Raw genomic sequence first — 16,450 nt, forward strand, 5'->3', positions numbered from 1 at the left:
GTCCCGGTTCGGGGTGGGCGTCGCCGCTCTGGGGGTCCCGGTTCGGGGCGGGCGTCACCGCTCAGGGGGGTCACCGCTCGGGGGTGGGTGTCACCGCTCGCGGCGGAAGGCTCCCGCGCGGGCTGCTTCGTACGCGGACCGGGCTGCGCGCTCGGCGGCGGCCTGGTCGAGCGGCGTCCCGGTGGTCAGCAGCTGGTAGTACAGGGGCGCCGAGACGGCGCGGATGACCTGTTCGGGGTCTGTGTCCGCCGGTACCTCGCCCCGTTCTGCTGCCTGCTGGACACATGGTGCCCATTCCGCGACGCGGGCCGCGTAGAACCGGTGCAGTGCTTCGGCGGCGAGGGCTTCGCATGTCGCGGCGGCGATGACGGCTTTGAACAGCGCGCCTTGCCGGGGGTCCGTGAGGGTGCGCCGTACCAGCGTGGCGTTCGCCTCCAGATTGTCCAGTAGAGAGGGCATCTCCGTGCGGGGCTCCGACTGCTCGGCCATGTCGTCGAGCAGGTCCGCCAGCAGGGGGGTGACCGTTCCCCAGCGCCGGTAGACGGTCGTCTTGCCGACCCCGGCGCGGCGGGCGACCTCGGCGAGGTCGAGGTGGGCGAACCCTTGTTCGGCGAGCGCGTCGCCCGCGGCTTGCAGCACTGCTTCGCGCACCCGCGCAGTGCGCCCCCCGGGTCGCACCGTGCCGGGTACGGCGCCGGCCTCCGGCGCGGGTGTCTTCCGCCGGCTTCCCGGCCCTGATCTCACAACGGGTCTCCAGTTCCCTTAACGGCTCGCACCTGCTACGGTACTGGCAGGACTTAACGGAACTGTAGTACCGTTAAGAGTCGCCAGGTTGCGCAGAGGCACATGCAGAGATGGCTGCAAAGAGGGAAGAGGGAACGAGCCATGGAATATCGACAGTTGGGTGCCTCCGGGCTACGGGTCCCGGAGCTGAGCCTGGGGACCGGCGCCTTCGGCGGCCGGGGGCCGCTGTTCGGCGAGTGGGGCGACACCGACGCCCGCGCCGCGCGCCGTCTGGTGGACATCGCCCTTGACGCCGGAATCACGATGTTCGACAGCGCCGACGTCTACTCGGCCGGAGCCTCCGAGGAAGTGCTGGGCCAGGCCGTCAAGGGCCGCCGCGACCAGGTGCTCATCTCCACCAAGGCGGGCCTGCCCATGGGCGACGGACCGGCCGAGTACGGCACTTCACGGGCCCGCCTCGTCAAGGCGACGGAGGATGCGCTGCGCCGCCTCGGCACCGACTACATCGACCTCTTCCAGCTCCACGCCCACGACGCCGCGACCCCGCAGGAGGAGGTCCTCGCCACCCTCGACCAGCTCGTGCGCGAAGGGAAGATCCGCTACACCGGCGTCTCCAACCACTCGGGTTGGCAGCTGATGAAGTCCCTGGCCACAGCGGACAAGCACGGCTACCCCCGGCATGTGGCCCACCAGGTGTACTACTCCCTGATCGGCCGCGACTACGAGTGGGAGCTGATGCCCCTGGGGCTCGACCAAGGGGTCGGCGCGGTCGTGTGGAGCCCACTGGGCTGGGGCCGGCTGACCGGCAGGATACGGCGCGGGCAGCCGCTGCCCGAGCACAGCCGCCTCCACCGCACCGCCGCCTTCGGCCCACCCGTCGACGACGAACTCCTGCACCGGGTGGTCGACGCGCTCGATGTCGTCGCCGAGGAGACGGGGCGCACGATCCCGCAGGTCGCGCTGAACTGGCTGCTGCGCCGCCCGAGCGTCTCCTCCGTCATCGTCGGCGCCCGCGACGAGGAGCAACTGCGGCAGAACATCGGCGCGGTCGGCTGGAGCCTCACGCCCGAGCAGGTCGCCAGGCTGGACGAGGCCAGTGCCAAGGACGCGGCCTACCCCTACTTCCCGTACCAGCGACAGGAGGGCTTCGCCCGGCTGACCCCGCCGCCCGTCACCCTCAACCAGCCTGCTCCGCCCGGCTCGCAGGCGGCGTGACCTCCTCGCCGCCCCGCAGGAAGTCCAGCACCAGTGGGGTGGCGACGTCGGCGAACTCCTCGAAGTAGGCGTGTCGGCCGCCCGGGATCAGCTCCAGCCGGGCGCCCGGCACCCGCTGGGCGAGCAGCGGCGCGTTGGCCGTCGGGTTGAAGCGGTCGTCCGTGCCGTGCACCACGAGGGTGGGCGCCGAGATCCGGGGGAGCGCTTCCCAGGCGTTGTGCTCGGAGCTGGCCCGCAGATGGCGACGGCGCGCGTGGCCCGGCATCGAGGGATCGCCCAGCGTGTGGAAGGGGCCGGGGTGCCGGGCGGTCCAGGCAGGGGTGTACATCAGGTCGAGCAGCGCTTGACGGGCCGCCTCGGGGTCGGGCCCGGCGAGGGCGCGCCGTACCCCGGGCCCTCGCTCGATGCCGTGCGGCGCACCGGGCGATGTGCAGCCCAGCACGAGCCGGTCGACACGCTCGGGGTGGTCGGCGGCCAGCCACTGGGCGACGCGGCCGCCCATCGAGGTGCCGTAGACATGCGCCCGGTCGAACCCGGCGTGGTCGAGCACCGCCAGCGCGTCCCGGGCGAAGCCCGGTGTGCTGTAGGAGTCGGTGTCCGGCCGGTCGCTCGCGCCGGTGCCCCGGTAGTCCATGACGACGGAGGTGAAGTCGCCCTCGAACCCGGCCCGTACGGAGTCCCACCAGCGGTGACTGTTGGCCTGCCCGCTCAACAACAGCAGCGGCGGACCACCTGCGCCGTGGACCTCGTAGTACAGAGCGGCACCGTCTGCCGCGACAGCGAAGGGCATGCCGTCACGCTCTCACGCGGCGGGACCCCTATCGCCGTCGGGCCCCGCACTGCCGGGAGGGCCCTTGCCGCGGTCCCGCCCCGCCGCGTCGGGAAGGCTCGCCGCGCGGGCGGTCAGGGCTTCCAGGAGGCGGCTTCCCGGCGCGCCCCTGGCCGCTCCCGTCTTCCTGCCCGGGCAGCGCATCGACCTGGGCGCCGCGCTGGCTGCGTACACGGCGGGCAGCGCGTATGTGCACCACCTCGACCACCGGCTCCCTCCGGGTGGGCGGCTTCGGCGACCTCGCGGTGCTGGACCGCGACATCTTCGACCGTCCCCCGGAGGAGATCGCCGAGGCGGGGTGCTGGAGATCTATGTGGGCGGGGAACGGGTGTATGCCGCCCGCCGATGCCTGAGCGTGCTTCCCCCTCCCGAGAGGGGCCCCTGTCCGCCGGTTGCGGGCTGTGGTCGCCCAGTTCCCGCGTCCCTTACGGGGCGCAGCCCTCATGCCGGGCCGGGCAAGCCCTTGTCCTGGTCCGTCCGCCGTGCCGCCAGGAACTCGCCGTAGGTGACCTTTCCCGTGGCGTGGTCCGGGGCCAGGTTGCCGCCCCGGCGGAAGGCGCGGGCGGTACGGCCGGGGAAGCGCACGTCGACGATGCGGCGGGACAGCCCGGTCGACCGGAGGGTCTGCTCGGCGAGTTCGCGCGCGGTGTGCACCTGGGGGCCTCCCATGTCCGGTACCCGGCCCGCGGGCTCGCCGCGCACCAGCTCAGCAAGGCGGTGGGCGACCTCGGTGACCTCCACCGGCTGGACGCGGAAACCGGCGGGCAGGACGACAAAGGGCAGCCGCCGCTGCCCGGTGGTCACCGCGGCGACCAGATCGTGGAACTGCGTGGCCCGCAGAATCGTGTACGGCAGCCCCGAGGTCTCCAGCAGCCGTTCGGCCTGGAATTTGCCCTTGTAGTACGGGAGGGGGATCCGGTCGACGCCGACGATGGAGATGTAGACGAGGTGCGGAACGCCTGCCTCCCGCGCCGCCTCGACCACCCGGGAGAGCACCTTCGTCTCCCGCCACTGGTCGGTGGCACAGTGCACGATCGCCCGCACACCGGACACGGCGGCGGCCAGTCCGACGCCCTTGGTGAGATCGCAGACCGCCCACTCGCAGGGCCTGCTGTCGCCCGGTCGGCGGGGCCGCCTGCTCATGACGCGAACAGCGACGCCGTCAACCAGAAGTTCGTCCACCAGGGGACGGCCGAGGGTCCCGGTGCCGCCGGTCACCAGTACGGGCCCGTCGTGGTCGGCAGCGGCGTTCGCGGCGGGGTCGGTGGCGTTGTTCGAAGGGGTCATGGAACTCGTTCCTCCAGGGGTCTGTCTGCGCTCTCAGGAGTCTTTCTTCGCTCTCCCCTTGAGGACTGGACAGCGGCCCCGGATGTGACAACTCACCAACTGACCGGCCGGTATGCGGTGAACTGCCGTGCCGCGTACGCCAGCTTCTCCGGGCTCGCCGAGATCCGCAGCGCGGCTATCCGCCCGTCGGCCACCTCCAGCGACACCACTCCGAGCAGCCGCCCCTCGGTGCAAGCGAGCAGTGCGGGCCCGCCGTTCACCTCGTACGGCACCAGGTCCACCCCGGCCGCGTACCTGGCCGGCCCACCGGCCAGATAGCGCGCCACCTTCGCCGGGCCCAGGATCGGGCGGAGTGCGGCGCTGATCTGCCCGCCACCGTCCGCGTACGAGACCACGTCATCGGCCAGCAGCCGCTCCAGCCGGGCGAGATCGCCCTCACGGGCGGCCGTCACAAAAGTTTCCACGAGCCCCACCCAGCGCTCCCGGCCCTGATCGCCGGGGTCGCCCGGGGCGTCGCCGGCTGCGGCGGTCGTTGCACTGGCGGTCGTTGCATCGGCCGTCGTTGCGTTGGTGGTCGTTGCATCGGTGGCCGTTGCAACAGGCGCACTGACGTGCACCGCCTGCTTCGCCCGTCGGTAGAGCTGGCGCGAGTTCGCCTCCGAGATCTCCAGCACCTCGGCGCGCTCCCAGCGTAGATACGCCTCCTGGACGATGTCCTCCGCCTCGGACGCCGAGCCCAGCATCCGGTAGGCGATCCCGAAGAGCCGCGCCCTGTGCGCCTCGAACTCCGCCGCCGCCGTGTCCGCCACGGGGCAAGTGCATCACGCAGTACGCCGTGCCCGGCGTCCGCCCTCGCAGCGCGTACTGCCGCGACATCCGGGGCCGGTTGGCAGGGCGAGGGCCTCAGCCTGAACGCGGCTGACAACCGGGCCGCCGGCGCCTTCATCGAGCGTGCCCGTAAAGCCCGAGCGCTCGATCAGCCCGCAGGTGCGGGCTGCTGCCCGGCACACCGCCCGCCCGCGCCGAGGCGCTCCGGCGTGAACAGCACCGGATCTTCGCCGCCGTTCCCGTCCCGGAAGGCGCGGCGGCCTCCCGTCAGCTGGCCGACGCGGTGGCCCTCCGCCCGGCCGACAGGCTCACGGCTCCTGTGAGGTGAGCCAGGGCCGGATCTGCCGACGGGCGTGGTGCAGGCGCGACTTGACGGTGCCCAGCGGGATGTCGAGCCGGTCGACGATCTCGGCGTAGTCCATCTGGCACAGGTCCCGGTAGACCAGCGGCGCCACCAGATGCGGGCTCTCCTGCTCCAGCCGCTCCAGCGCTTCGAGGAGGTCCACCCGGGAGCCCGCGATCACGCTCGTCGTACGCGGGTCGGGGCGGTTTTCCGGTGCTCCCGGCTGGTCCGGGAGCACCGGCTGCTCGGCGGACCGGCGCTTGAGCTCGCGGTACTTCTGACGTGAACAATTGGCAACGATCGTGTGCAACCAGGTGCTGAAGCGGCTACGGCCCTGGAAACGCTCGATGTGCCGGGACACCTGGAGCAGTACGTCCTGCGCGGCCTCCTCGGCATCCTCGCGGAAGAGGAGGAACCGACCACAGTGTCGTACTACGTCGGGGCGGATGGCGCGCAGCAGTGCGTCGAGCGCCGCGCTGTCGCCGCTCGCCGCCCGGGTGGCGAGGGCTTCGGTGTCGGTGGCCGACGGCGTATCGCCGGGGCCCGCCGACTCAGGCCGTCCGGATGGCTGGTTCGCGGTGTGGGAGGAGGACGGTGGGCACATCCAGGCATCATAAGGGGCATGCCTTCACCTGATCAGATCGGCCGCTACCGGGTCGACCGTCGTCTCGGCTCCGGCGCCTTCGCAGTCGTGTGGCTCGCGCACGACGACCGATTGGAAGCGCCTGTCGCAGTCAAGGTGATGGCCGACAACTGGGCCCACCGGATGGATATCCGGGAGCGCTTCCTGGCCGAGGCGCGGCTGCTGCGCAAGGCGTCGTCGGGCGGCGTCGTCCAGGTCTTCGACGTGGGTGAACTGGACGACGAACGGCCGTACTTCGTCATGGAGTACGCGGACCGGGGCACGGTCGCCGACCGGATGACGACGGGGCCGCTGCCGGTGACCGAGGCGCTGCGGCTCACCTCGGAGGCGGCGCACGGAGCGGAGGCGCTGCACGAATCAGGCGTGGTGCACCGCGACATCAAACCCTCCAACGTGCTGTTGGCGAGCGGCGGAGCGCAGGGCCGCGAGCGGGTGCTGGTCGCCGACCTCGGCCTGGCCAAGAACCTCGCACACGCGTCGGGGCTGACCGTGGTCGCCGGATCGGTCGGCTACATGGCGCCTGAGCAGGCCGAACCGTTCGAAGGTATCGACGCGCGTGCGGACATCTACAGCCTGGGCGCCGTGTTCTACCACCTGGTGACGGGCGCGGTGCCGGGGAGCCCGGGGCGGGTGATGCCGCTGGACGAGCTGCGTCCGGGGCTGCCGTGGGCGGTGACGGAGGCCGTCGCGCGTGCGATGGAGCCCGACCGCGAGCGCCGCTGGCCGACGGCTGCTGCGTTCGCGGACGAACTTGACCGGATCGCGACGGAACTCGACCGGAACGCGGCCCCCGCGGACGGGCCGAACGCGCCGGACGGGCCGAAGGAGGGCCCGCAGCAAGACGCGGCCGGGTCGGGCGGGTCGGACGGGTCCGACCCGTTGAGCGGGTTGGCGGGGGAGCAGGGCCAAGGCGCGGACGGACGTGACAGCCTCGCACCGTCCGCGGCCCAACTGTCCTTCCTGGCCCTACGACCGGCGTCCCAGGTGCCCGGTCAGTCGCCGACGGCCGCGACGGAGCCGCCCTCGTCCGAGACCTCTGTGACCGGGACCTCCGCGGATGGGCCCTCCACGGCCGGGCCCTCCGCAGCCGGGAGTTCCACCCCGGAGGGGCCCACGCCAGAGGGGCCCACCCCCGAGGGGCCCGTCCTCGGGAGCCCTGCGTCCGAGAACTCTCTCCTCGGTGCCTCCGCTCCGCAGGCGCCCGCGCCCGAGTCGGCCGCCGCCGAGCTGCCCGGGGTGTCCCGGGGGACCGCTCGGCCGGTGCGTGCTCGCCGTCGGCGGCGTGCCGTCGCCATCGGGTCCGCCGTGGTGGTGTTGGCCGGGGTGGGAGTTGCCAGTGCGGTACTGCTGCCGGACCGTACGCGGGAGCCTTCCACGGTGCGGGTGCACGACGCGAGCGGGCAGGTCAGTGTGCAGGTGCCGGGAGTGTGGGCGCAGGAGGTGACCGACTCGGGCTGGAACCCCTCTTCGCTGGGGCTGCCGGCCAAGCACGCTCCCGGGCTGCTCGTGGCGGAGGACGTGGGCCGTTGGCAGGACCTCACCTCGTCGACGAGCGGGGTCTTCGTGGGGCTCGGTTACACACCGGACAAGGACGGGGCCACCAAGAGCCCCTCGCCCGCACCCACCCCCCGAGCTACGCCCAACCCCCAGGGCACCCCCGGTGGTCTGCCGCCACTGCCCGACAAGGTGACCGGACTCAAGCACCAGGGCTGTCACTACACAGGTGGCCGCAACTTCAAGGGCGGGGAATGGCAGGGGCGGATCCGTACCTGGTCGGCCTGCGACCGCCCCGGTCTCTCGCTGCAAGAGATCGGCCTGACCTCTCAGCAGAAGGGCAAGCCCTCGGTGTATGTGCAGATCCGCTGCAGCGAGGACTGTGGGAACCGAACGGACCAGGTGCTGAAGAGCCTGCGCGTCAGCACGCCCTAGTTCTGGAGCCCGGCCCCCGGAGCCCGGCCCTCGGAGCCCGGCCCTCGGAGCCCGGCCCTCGGAGCCCGGCCCTCGGAGCCCGGCCCTCGGAGCCCGGGCCCCGGAGCCCGGGCCCCCGCGTACGAGCCCTGGGCCTCCGCGTACGAGCCCGGCGTACGACCCCGGCGCCCGGAATCCGTCGTCCACTGTCCGCCGTCGGGAAACCGCTGCCCGGCCCCCTCCCACACGTCCTGTCCCGTCCCTCACGTCCCCTCCGAACCGCCCGCCACGGCGCAGAATTCGCCGCCTCGATGCGCTGTGGAAAAACTCCCGGGAGGCCGGGAACTTTCCCGGGAAGTCGCCCATCGAAGGCTGTGTACGGCGCAGATGCCCGAGGGCAGGCTGGAGACGAGGACGAGCCAGCGCGCGAGCCGCCGGGAGGCCGGACGACCGCAGACAGGACGACCAGGGACGGCAGCCATGACGAAGCGTCAGGACCCGACGACAACCCCCCACCTCTCACAGGCCCTGTACGACACCGAGGCCCCCGCGACCGGCCGCCCGGCCACCCCGTACCGCCCCCGTCGCCGGGTGGCCCGCATCGCGGCCGCCACAACAGCGGTGCTGGCGGCGGGCGCACTGCTGATCGGCTGCAACAAGGACCCGGAGGCGTCCCCGGACAAGGTCGACGGCGAGCCCGCGCCCGCCGCAGGCAACTCCGACGGTGGCTCCAAGAGCGGCGGCAAGGACGGCAGCAGCGGTGAGAACGGAACCGGCGGGAACGGCTCGCAGAGCGGCGGTACGGGCGGCTCGGACTCTTCCGGTTCGGACGGTGGGGACTCCTCGGCGGGCTCCTCGTCCAGCGGAGGCGGCTCGGACACCGGCAGCAGCGGGTCGGGACCGGGTTCCGGTTCCGGCTCGCGGTGCCACACGGCCGACCTGAAGGCGTCGTTCGGCCCGAACCACCCGGGCGCCGGGCAGGAGAACTTCGCCCTGGTCCTGACCAACCGGTCGGACAGCACGTGCACCGTACGCGGCTATCCCGGGCTCGCCTTCGTCAACAGCAGCGGCGAGCAGGTGTCCTTCGACCCCCACCGGACGGCTGGTCAGATCCGGACCGTCACGCTTGCGCCGGGCAAGAGCGCCTGGGCGCCGCTCTCGTACACCAACCCGGAGGTGACGAACGTCACCACGGTCACGCCGAGCGGCGTGCGGATCACCCCGCCCGACGAACGGGCCTCTCTCCGGACGCCCTGGTCCGGCGGACCGGTCACCAACACCGGCAAGGCATCCGTTCCCAAGATCGGCCCGCTGGCCCCCGGCACCGGCGGCTGAGCCCCGGCCCGATTCCCCCACCACCCCTTCCCCTCCCCCCTCCCCCTGGCCCCGATCGGCGCAGGCCCGCAGGCGGTGCGGTCCCGTATGTGATGACGACCGCCTGCTGCCCGTATCCGCTCCGTACGCCCACCACCGCCCTCCATCCGCGCCCGCGGCCAGTGGCCCGTACCCCGTACCCCTCCGAACGCTCCCGACTGGCCCGGAGCCCGCTCTCAGGTCAGATTGGGACCGTGCGGGAGAGGGAGGCCGGGACGAAGTCGGCGAACGGGTACGAGGACGACGTGGGACGGCTGTGGAGCCTGGCGCGGCAGCTTCCCGCCGTGCTCTTCGTCCTGGGCGTCGTCCTGGAGATGGCGACGCCCCGGGACGTGACCGTATCGGCGCCGTTCGCCGCCGCCCCGCTGGCCGCCGCGGCCTTCCTGTCCCTCCGGGGCACGGTGGTCACCGGAATCGTCTCCTCCGCCGCGACCATCCTGTTCGCCGTCTTCCACGACACCGGCAGCGCCATCGAGGCCGAAGCCAGAGCCGTCACCAGCCTGACGGTCTCCGCCCTCGCCGTGGGCGTCAACTATGTGCTGCTCCGCAGCGGCAGCCGGCTGGCCTCGGCGCGCGGTATCGCCGAGGCGGTGCAGCTCGCCGTGCTGCCCACCCCGCCGTCCCGGATCGGCGGCCTGGCGGTGGCTGCCCGCTACCGTGCCGCGCAGGCCGAAGCCCGGATCGGCGGTGACTTCTACGCCGCGGAGGAGACCCCGCACGGCGTACGGCTGCTGCTCGGCGACGTACGCGGCAAGGGGCTCGACGCGGTGTCGGCCGTCGTACTCCTCGTCGGGACGTTCCGTGAGGCCGCCGAGCAGGAGGAATCACTCTCCGGCGTTGCGGCCCGCCTCGACCGGGCCCTCGACCGGGAGGGACGGCGGCAACTCGGCACGGCACAGCTGGAGGGCTTCAGCACGGCGGTGCTGGTGGAGGTCCCGAACCCGCCTTCCCACGCCTCTGCCCGCGAGGACCCGCCTTCCCACGCCTCTGCCCCCGAGAACCCCGCTGCCCACGCCTCCGCCCCCGGCAAGAGTCCGCCGCAACGCGCCGGGGACGGCAGCGCCGACAGCGACAGCCCCACAGTTGTGCGGATCGTCAACCGGGGCCACCCCGCACCGGTCCTTCTCCACCGCGGCAGGGCGTCCCTTCTGGAGCCACACCTGCCGGCGCTTCCGTTCGGCATGTCCGACCTGGGCGGATGGCCGGACCACGAGGAGGAGGTTCCCTTCCCGCCGGGAGCCCGGTTGCTCCTCTACACCGATGGTCTGTCAGAGGCACGCAACTCCGACGGTGTCTTCTACGACCCGGCCGAACGACTCGCCCGCAGCTATTTCGCCCACCCAGAGGAGCTCTTGGAAGCGGTCCTGATCGATGTCGCGGCGCACACCGGTGGCCGGTCGGTGGACGACATGGCGCTGCTCGCCGTCGCCCACGAGTCGCACAGCCGCTCCTGAGCTCAGCCACCAATTACGGGGAACAGCTTGGAATCACGGCCCCTGTTCTATTACCGTCCGATAACGCAGCACGGTCGTCACTGTCGTCACGGAAGACGGCACCGTGCGCCATCGCCGAATCCCGCATACGGGGCACCAGCAGCGCCCAACTGACTGGACCGCACCGTGGGAACCGGGGAACCACCCCTTCTCGTCAGCCAGACGAGGAGGACGGGGTGAATCGGACGCCCTCGCGAGAGGACGCCCGTAGGAGACCTTCCTGCTCCGAACCCGTCAGCTAACCCGGTAGGCGAGAGGAAGGAAAGGAGAGCGCCCCCGTGGCGTCCAGAACCCAGGGCTTTACCGGTCATGCGCCCCAGACCGTCGCCTACGACCCGCACGCCGACCAGGCCGGCTCCTCCGTTCCCTACGGTGTCCCCAGCGAGCCGTCCGGTGCCGAACCGTGGGACGAGTGGAACCCCACCGAGGAGTCCACCCGCCCGCCCCGCGGCAAGCACCGGGTCGCCAAACAGCGTGCCGGCGGCGTGGCGCGCGGCGGTGCCGTACTCGGCGTCGGCATGATCGCGGCGGTCGGCGCCGGCGGCATGGCGACCGCCCAGGACAAGGACCCCGGCGCGATATCCGTACCGGACCTGGACACCGCGGCCGACACCGTACGGGACCTCCCCGACCACCTGCCCGACGCCGAGGACCTGCCCGGCATCGGCTCCCTCCTCTCGGACGGCTCGGACGACTCCGCCGACTCAGCCGGATCCGCCGACCCGGACGGCGCAGCCGGTGCGGACGTCTCCGGTACGGGCAAGGGGGACGCGGCGGCCGGCACCAACGCCGGCGAGGCACTGCGCGCCCGCATCCTCGCGCAGGCCGAACAGCACCGCTCGGCGGAGGACGCGGAAGCCCGCGAGGAGGCCGCCAGGCAGGCGGCGAACGCGGCAGCGGAAGAAGCCGCGAAGCGGGCCGCAGCAGCCGAGAAGCAGGCCAAGGCCGAACGCGCGCGCGAGGCCGCCGAGGAGAAGCGCAAGGCGGAGGCCGAGCGGAAGCGCAAGGCAGAGGCCGAACGCCGCGCCAAGCTCGCCCGCAGCTACACCGCGCCGCTGGCCTCCTACCAGCTCACCGCCGGGTTCGGCCAGGCCGGCGGCATGTGGCAGAACGACCACACCGGCCAGGACTTCGCAGCCCCCAACGGCACGCCCGTCAAGGCCATCCACAGCGGCACCGTCAAGGAAGCGGGCTGGGCCGGTTCGTACGGCTACCGCATCGTGCTGCAACTGGAGGACGGAACCGAACTCTCGTTCTGCCACCTCTCGTCCATGACCAAGTCGGCGGGCGACAAGGTCGGCACGGGCGATGTCATCGGCCGCGTCGGCTCCACCGGCAACTCCTCGGGACCGCACCTGCACGTCGAGGTCCGCCCCGACGGCGGCGACCCGGTGGACCCGCTGCCGTGGCTCCGCGCCAAGGGCGTCGACGTCTGAGACCCGGTCCCGGCCCGGGAGACCGGCAGCGCCGACGCGGCTGACGGGCTGTGGGTCGACGGCAGGCGGTAGGGCCGGCGAGAGGGCTGACGGGGATGCTGGGGGAAGGCGGCCTGGCGAGAGGGCTGACGGCGCTGACGGGGCGGCCCGGCGAGTGAGGTCATGCGCCACCGCCCGCCCCCGAGTTACGGTCGCGGCATGCAGATGAATGCCGACAACAAGATCGGTCAGCTGTCCGTCTCGCCGCTCGTGCTCGGCGGCAACGTCTTCGGCTGGACGGCCGACACACCCACGTCCTTCGCCGTCCTCGACGCGTACACCGACGGCGGAGGCAACGCCATCGACACGGCCGACGCGTACTCGGCCTGGGTCGAGGGCAACAAGGGCGGCGAGTCAGAGACCGTCATCGGCGAATGGCTCGCCGCTCGCGGCTCGTCCGTACGTGACAACGTCGTCATCGCCACCAAGGTCGCCCGCCACCCCGACCACATGGGCCTCTCCCCGGCCACCATCAAGGCCGCCTGCGAGGACTCGCTGCGCCGCCTGCGGACGGACCGCATCGACCTGTACTACACGCACTTCGACGACGAGTCGGTCGAGGTCTCCGACATCATCGGCGCCCTCGACGACCTCGTCAGGGAGGGCAAGGTCCGCGAGATCGCCGCGTCGAACATCTCGCCGTCCCGCCTCGCCGAGTCGCTCGCGTTCAGCGACCGGGAGGGCCTCGCCCGGTACGTGGCGCTCCAGCCGCACTACAACCTCGTCTCACGCGACACATACGAGGGAGAGCCGGCCGAACTCGCCCGGCGTGAATCCCTCGCCGTGCTGCCGTACTACGCGCTGGCGTCCGGCTTCCTGACCGGCAAGTACCGGCCGGGCGAGACCGCGCCCGAGGGGGCACGTACCGGCAAGGCGGCCCAGTACCTCGCCACCGAGCGCGGCCAGCGCGTCCTCGCCGCGCTGACCACTGTGGCCAACGCCCACCAGGTCTCCGAGGCCACCGTCGCCCTCGCCTGGCTCGCCGCCCAGCCGACCATCACCGCTCCCATCGCCAGCGCCCGCACGGTGGAACAGCTCCCCGCCCTGCTGGCCCTCGCCGACCTCCGCCTCACCAACGACGAACTCCGCCTTCTGACGGACGCCTCGGCGTAGCCGTGGCCGGGCGGCTCGGAGTGGCCGTGGCCGGGCGGCTCGGAGTGGCTGGCCGGCCGTGCGGCTCGGCGTAGCCCTCGTCGGGCGGGTTCGGCGTGGCCGTGGCCGTGGTCGTGGCCCTGCGGCTCGGCGTCAGCGCGTCATCCGGGTTGCTGCCCGGACACATGCGTGACGCCGAGCCGCACCACCTGCCGCTGCTCCGCCACCATGGCCGCCCGGTACTCGTCCCAGTCCGGATGCTCGCCCCGGATGGCCCGGTAGACCTCGATCAGCTCCTCGACGGTCGCATCGTGCGGATCCCGCGCGACAGGCGTCAGCTCGGCCGTCCCGTCCACCACCGTCCACGCCCACCCGTCGCTGCTCGTCACGTGATAACTGGCCCGCGGATCACGCGCCAGATTCCGCGACTTGGCACGATTCGCAGTGATGGAGATACGCACCAGCCGCTTGCCCGGGTCAAACGTGTGGTTGACGTTCGACAACTGCGGCCTCCCATCCCGCCGCAACGTGGCAAGCACCCCCCGGTCGTACTCCCTCAACAGCCCGAGCAACGCATCCTCGGCACCGGTGGTCTTGGCCATAGGGTCCTCCTGGGGTTGTCAGTCTTCAGAGACACTGGCAACCCAATGCTCCATGACGCCGCTTGAGGATGTGGCCACCTGCGATACACCACGCCGCTTCCAGGGAGCCTCGCCGGCAGTTGCCTTTCCCTTGCCGGGCAGGGCTACACAAGATGCAGACGCTTCCCGTCTCACTACGACCAGCTATGTCTTCCGGTTGATCACCTTCCGGGGAAGGACTAGTTCGTCTCGCCGTCATCTCCGGGCTGCCCTTCGAGAAGCCCGGGAATGCGCCCGCCTCGACTTTCCGCGACCCTGATCGCATCGACAAGGCATTCCGAGAGCCGGAGACCGGCATACCGGATCTCACCGTGCGGCGACAGAGGATTGTGCAGAATTGGAAGAGCTGCCTTGACGACTTCTCGCGCCATGTCGAGCTGCACGGCCTCTATGTCGTCAGCCACACGAGAAAGGATGCCGTCACCGTCCGAGCTTAAATAGCACGGTTTTCCGTCTTCATCCCACGGTAGTAGACGGAGCGGAGAGTCCGTTGGTACGTCCGCCCGGCCTCGGTGCCGCTGCCGTTCGTCTTCCGTTCTACGCTCCACTGAAGCCCCCTTCCAGTTCTTAGGTGGAAGGAGCGTAAAAGGGATGTAGGCGTTCAAGCGACGTACACAGCACGGTAGTTCCGTGTACTTAGACCGCTAAATACTATGCTCCGTGGTAGCTACTCCGTGACTCCCAGATAAGTGGCCATGCTCCGCATATCTTGTGTGAGAGTCCGCTTACGGGTCTTGAGAAGGTCCGACATGACGTATCGAGCCATCGGTTGGTGCGCTAGCCACGCCCCCGATGTCTGACGTAGTTGCAGCAACTCGTCCATGGCGTCTTGATGCGAGCCGAGATCGAGGTGGGCTCGTGCAACGTCCAGCCGATGGCGGCCCCAATTCGGTGCAGTCGGCTTGCCGATGTTGCGCACTGCCTTCGCACCCAGCAGGCCGTCGTCAGCGCGCCGGAGCACCCCGTGTGAGTCGCCTACGAGGGAGAGGTCCTCTACTGCCTTTACTTCGACCGTCACAGGGCCGAAGCCGCCCCAGTGGTCCGGAAAGGTCGAGTCCTCGGTACTTAGCGCACTAGCTGCCGTAGCCGCCATACGCCGTGCTTCCCGTGCCACGTCGGGCCGGTTGTTCCGTACGGACGCCGCCGCCACTCGCAGCCAGAGCTCGCCCCACACTGCCAATTGCGCAGACGAAGCCTCTGACACTCGCGGTTCGATCTCCTCGACTGTCAGAGCGGCGAGCTCTTCGCTTTCATCAAACCGATCTTGCCTCAGCAGCAGCCAGCACAGTCCCACAACACCGGTGGCCGCAGTGAGAATTTGGCCAGTCTCCCGAGCAAGCCGAATCGCTTCACTGAGTGCGTAATACGCCATGTCGTACTGCCGCACTTGAGTGAGGTATTTCCCCGTCAGCAGGAGGGCGTGACAACGGGCGATCACAGCCCGCTGTTGTTCCTCTCCTTCCAGAGAGGAAATCGCCGCATCGGAACTTCGCAGAAGCGCCGGAAGTAGTTTTGCCACAGCTCCATACTGGTCAGCCCAGTAGAGAGCGTGCCCCTCACGAATCCCCCTGTGAACGGCTGACAGCTCCGCATCTTCGGCGGGCTCAGCCAGCGGCGCGGCCAGGCCGACAGCAGGCATCAGAGCTTTTCGTAGCTCAGCGAGATAGCGGCGGTTTGCCTCATCTTGCAGGCCGAGTACAGACTTCGGCGCTTCCGTTGCGAAGAGAGCGGACGTGGATACGCCCAGCGCGCGGGCGAGAGAATGCAACGTCTCAACCCGGGCGTCTCCGCCCTGCTCCAACTTGCGAACGACGCCCACAGACAGCCCTGCCTCATGGGCGAGTTGTTCCTGACTCAGTCCCGTTGCGCGGCGGTACTTCCTGATGTTGTCTGCCAAGCCTGTGGACATGAGATCACCGTCCCCTCACCACCCAGCGTAAGCCTGTCGGGCAGCATTGGTAGACCAACGTGCGTACTGAGCAGCCACGTTGGCAACGTTGCGCACCCGCGTGTGTGGCCCCTGGCCTCCCCGCCTGAGGCGCAAGCGATGGCACCTCAGCAACCTTTGAGTTGCCGAAGTCTTAGCAGGTACGCCCGCGTGGATCAGCTGCCTCAGTCGTCGTAGATCGAAGCAGGCAGACGTAGAGACCCCATAGGCTGGCAGACATGAGTGATTGCGTCGCAAAGCGTGTAGTCGTGGCAGGAGCAGTGATCGACGAGGGGCGGTTTCTTGCTGCGCGTCGGACTGCCCCACCGGAATTCGCGGGTCGGTGGGAGCTCCCGGGAGGGAAGGTGGAGCCGGGAGAGTCAGCTCAGGAAGCTCTCGTACGTGAGTTGCGGGAAGAGCTGGGGGTCGAAGTCGAGGCCATGGATCGTCTTCCCGGTGAGTGGGAACTTAAGGCGGACCTTGTCTTGCACGCGTGGTGGGCGCCACTGCTCAAGGGTGAGCCTCAGCCTTTGCAGGACCATGATGAACTGCGTTGGCTCACCCCTGAGCAGGCGTTTGACGTGGACTGGCTTGAGCAAGACCTGCCGTTCGTGGAAGAGGTTGTGCGCCGCTTGGCAGTAACGGCGTGAC

16 protein-coding genes and 1 riboswitch are annotated in these 16,450 nt (G+C 70.6%); of the genes, 8 read left to right on the top strand and 8 right to left on the bottom strand.

The genetic code is table 11. The annotated features are described in order from the left end of the window. Nucleotides 1-90: 90 nt before the first annotated feature. The gene (locus ACTWP9_RS28985; protein ID WP_443249258.1) at nt 91-651 is read right to left on the bottom strand and encodes a TetR/AcrR family transcriptional regulator C-terminal ligand-binding domain-containing protein; all 561 of its coding nucleotides are present in this window, start codon (nt 649-651) and stop codon (nt 91-93) included. A 234-nt stretch (nt 652-885) separates the two neighbouring features. Between ACTWP9_RS28985 and ACTWP9_RS28990 the strand changes: the two genes are divergently transcribed. Then, nucleotides 886-1,959 carry an aldo/keto reductase gene (locus ACTWP9_RS28990; RefSeq protein ID WP_443249259.1) on the top strand — a complete coding sequence of 358 codons (1,074 nt, stop codon included), beginning with the start codon at nt 886-888 and terminating at the stop codon, nt 1,957-1,959. Here the strand turns inward: ACTWP9_RS28990 and ACTWP9_RS28995 are convergent. Continuing rightward, complete coding sequence (locus tag ACTWP9_RS28995) at nt 1,922-2,749, bottom strand: alpha/beta fold hydrolase (protein WP_443249260.1); 828 nt, start codon at nt 2,747-2,749, stop codon at nt 1,922-1,924. The genes ACTWP9_RS28990 and ACTWP9_RS28995 overlap by 38 nt on opposite strands. Before the next feature lie 227 nt (nt 2,750-2,976). Here ACTWP9_RS28995 and ACTWP9_RS29000 point away from each other — a divergent pair, with 227 nt between their 5' ends. Then, nucleotides 2,977-3,141, top strand: coding sequence for an amidohydrolase family protein (locus tag ACTWP9_RS29000; protein WP_443249261.1), 165 nt, complete (start codon nt 2,977-2,979; stop codon nt 3,139-3,141). Between the two features lie 88 nt (nt 3,142-3,229). Here ACTWP9_RS29000 and ACTWP9_RS29005 read toward each other — a convergent pair whose 3' ends face one another. The 3 genes from ACTWP9_RS29005 to ACTWP9_RS29015 form a co-directional block, all read right to left on the bottom strand. Next, nucleotides 3,230-4,075 carry an SDR family oxidoreductase gene (locus tag ACTWP9_RS29005; protein ID WP_443249262.1) on the bottom strand — a complete coding sequence of 282 codons (846 nt, stop codon included), beginning with the start codon at nt 4,073-4,075 and terminating at the stop codon, nt 3,230-3,232. Nucleotides 4,076-4,167: 92 nt separating this feature from the next. Further along, nucleotides 4,168-4,884, bottom strand: coding sequence for a sigma factor (locus ACTWP9_RS29010; RefSeq protein WP_443249263.1), 717 nt, complete (start codon nt 4,882-4,884; stop codon nt 4,168-4,170). A 327-nt stretch (nt 4,885-5,211) separates the two neighbouring features. Then, on the bottom strand, nt 5,212-5,850 hold the full coding sequence (locus ACTWP9_RS29015; RefSeq protein WP_443249264.1) for an RNA polymerase sigma factor: 639 nt from the start codon (nt 5,848-5,850) through the stop codon (nt 5,212-5,214). A gap of 18 nt (nt 5,851-5,868) precedes the next feature. Here ACTWP9_RS29015 and ACTWP9_RS29020 point away from each other — a divergent pair, with 18 nt between their 5' ends. The 5 genes from ACTWP9_RS29020 (at nt 5,869) to ACTWP9_RS29040 (ending at nt 13,252) form a co-directional block, all read left to right on the top strand. Then, nucleotides 5,869-7,818 carry a protein kinase domain-containing protein gene (locus ACTWP9_RS29020; protein ID WP_443249265.1) on the top strand — a complete coding sequence of 650 codons (1,950 nt, stop codon included), beginning with the start codon at nt 5,869-5,871 and terminating at the stop codon, nt 7,816-7,818. A gap of 459 nt (nt 7,819-8,277) precedes the next feature. Further along, nucleotides 8,278-9,132, top strand: a complete 855-nt coding sequence (locus ACTWP9_RS29025) for a DUF4232 domain-containing protein (protein ID WP_443249266.1) — start codon at nt 8,278-8,280, stop codon at nt 9,130-9,132. A gap of 233 nt (nt 9,133-9,365) precedes the next feature. After that, nucleotides 9,366-10,625: a PP2C family protein-serine/threonine phosphatase gene (locus ACTWP9_RS29030; protein WP_443249267.1), complete on the top strand. Its 1,260-nt coding sequence runs from the start codon at nt 9,366-9,368 to the stop codon at nt 10,623-10,625. A 132-nt stretch (nt 10,626-10,757) separates the two neighbouring features. Further along, nucleotides 10,758-10,932: riboswitch (cyclic di-AMP (ydaO/yuaA leader) on the top strand. Between the two features lie 10 nt (nt 10,933-10,942). Beyond that, nucleotides 10,943-12,100 (top strand): M23 family metallopeptidase, encoded by a 1,158-nt coding sequence (locus ACTWP9_RS29035; protein ID WP_443249268.1) that lies wholly within the window; start codon nt 10,943-10,945, stop codon nt 12,098-12,100. Between the two features lie 204 nt (nt 12,101-12,304). Then, nucleotides 12,305-13,252, top strand: coding sequence for an aldo/keto reductase (locus ACTWP9_RS29040; protein WP_443249283.1), 948 nt, complete (start codon nt 12,305-12,307; stop codon nt 13,250-13,252). Nucleotides 13,253-13,392: 140 nt separating this feature from the next. Here the strand turns inward: ACTWP9_RS29040 and ACTWP9_RS29045 are convergent, their stop codons facing one another. The 3 genes from ACTWP9_RS29045 to ACTWP9_RS29055 all read right to left on the bottom strand — a co-directional run bounded on the left by ACTWP9_RS29045 (nt 13,393) and on the right by ACTWP9_RS29055 (nt 15,781). Continuing rightward, on the bottom strand, nt 13,393-13,833 hold the full coding sequence (locus tag ACTWP9_RS29045; protein WP_443249269.1) for a PPOX class F420-dependent oxidoreductase: 441 nt from the start codon (nt 13,831-13,833) through the stop codon (nt 13,393-13,395). Nucleotides 13,834-14,051: 218 nt separating this feature from the next. Further along, entirely contained in the window at nt 14,052-14,276 is a 225-nt protein-coding gene (locus tag ACTWP9_RS29050; RefSeq protein WP_443249270.1) for a hypothetical protein, read from the bottom strand. A gap of 263 nt (nt 14,277-14,539) precedes the next feature. Beyond that, complete coding sequence (locus ACTWP9_RS29055; protein ID WP_443249271.1) at nt 14,540-15,781, bottom strand: helix-turn-helix domain-containing protein; 1,242 nt, start codon at nt 15,779-15,781, stop codon at nt 14,540-14,542. Nucleotides 15,782-16,038: 257 nt separating this feature from the next. Between ACTWP9_RS29055 and ACTWP9_RS29060 the strand changes: the two genes are divergently transcribed. After that, nucleotides 16,039-16,449, top strand: coding sequence for a (deoxy)nucleoside triphosphate pyrophosphohydrolase (locus tag ACTWP9_RS29060; protein WP_443249272.1), 411 nt, complete (start codon nt 16,039-16,041; stop codon nt 16,447-16,449). Nucleotide 16,450: the final 1 nt, after the last annotated feature.

Source organism: Streptomyces sp. 3N207 (genome assembly GCF_052246355.1).
Lineage (GTDB): Bacteria > Actinomycetota > Actinomycetes > Streptomycetales > Streptomycetaceae > Streptomyces.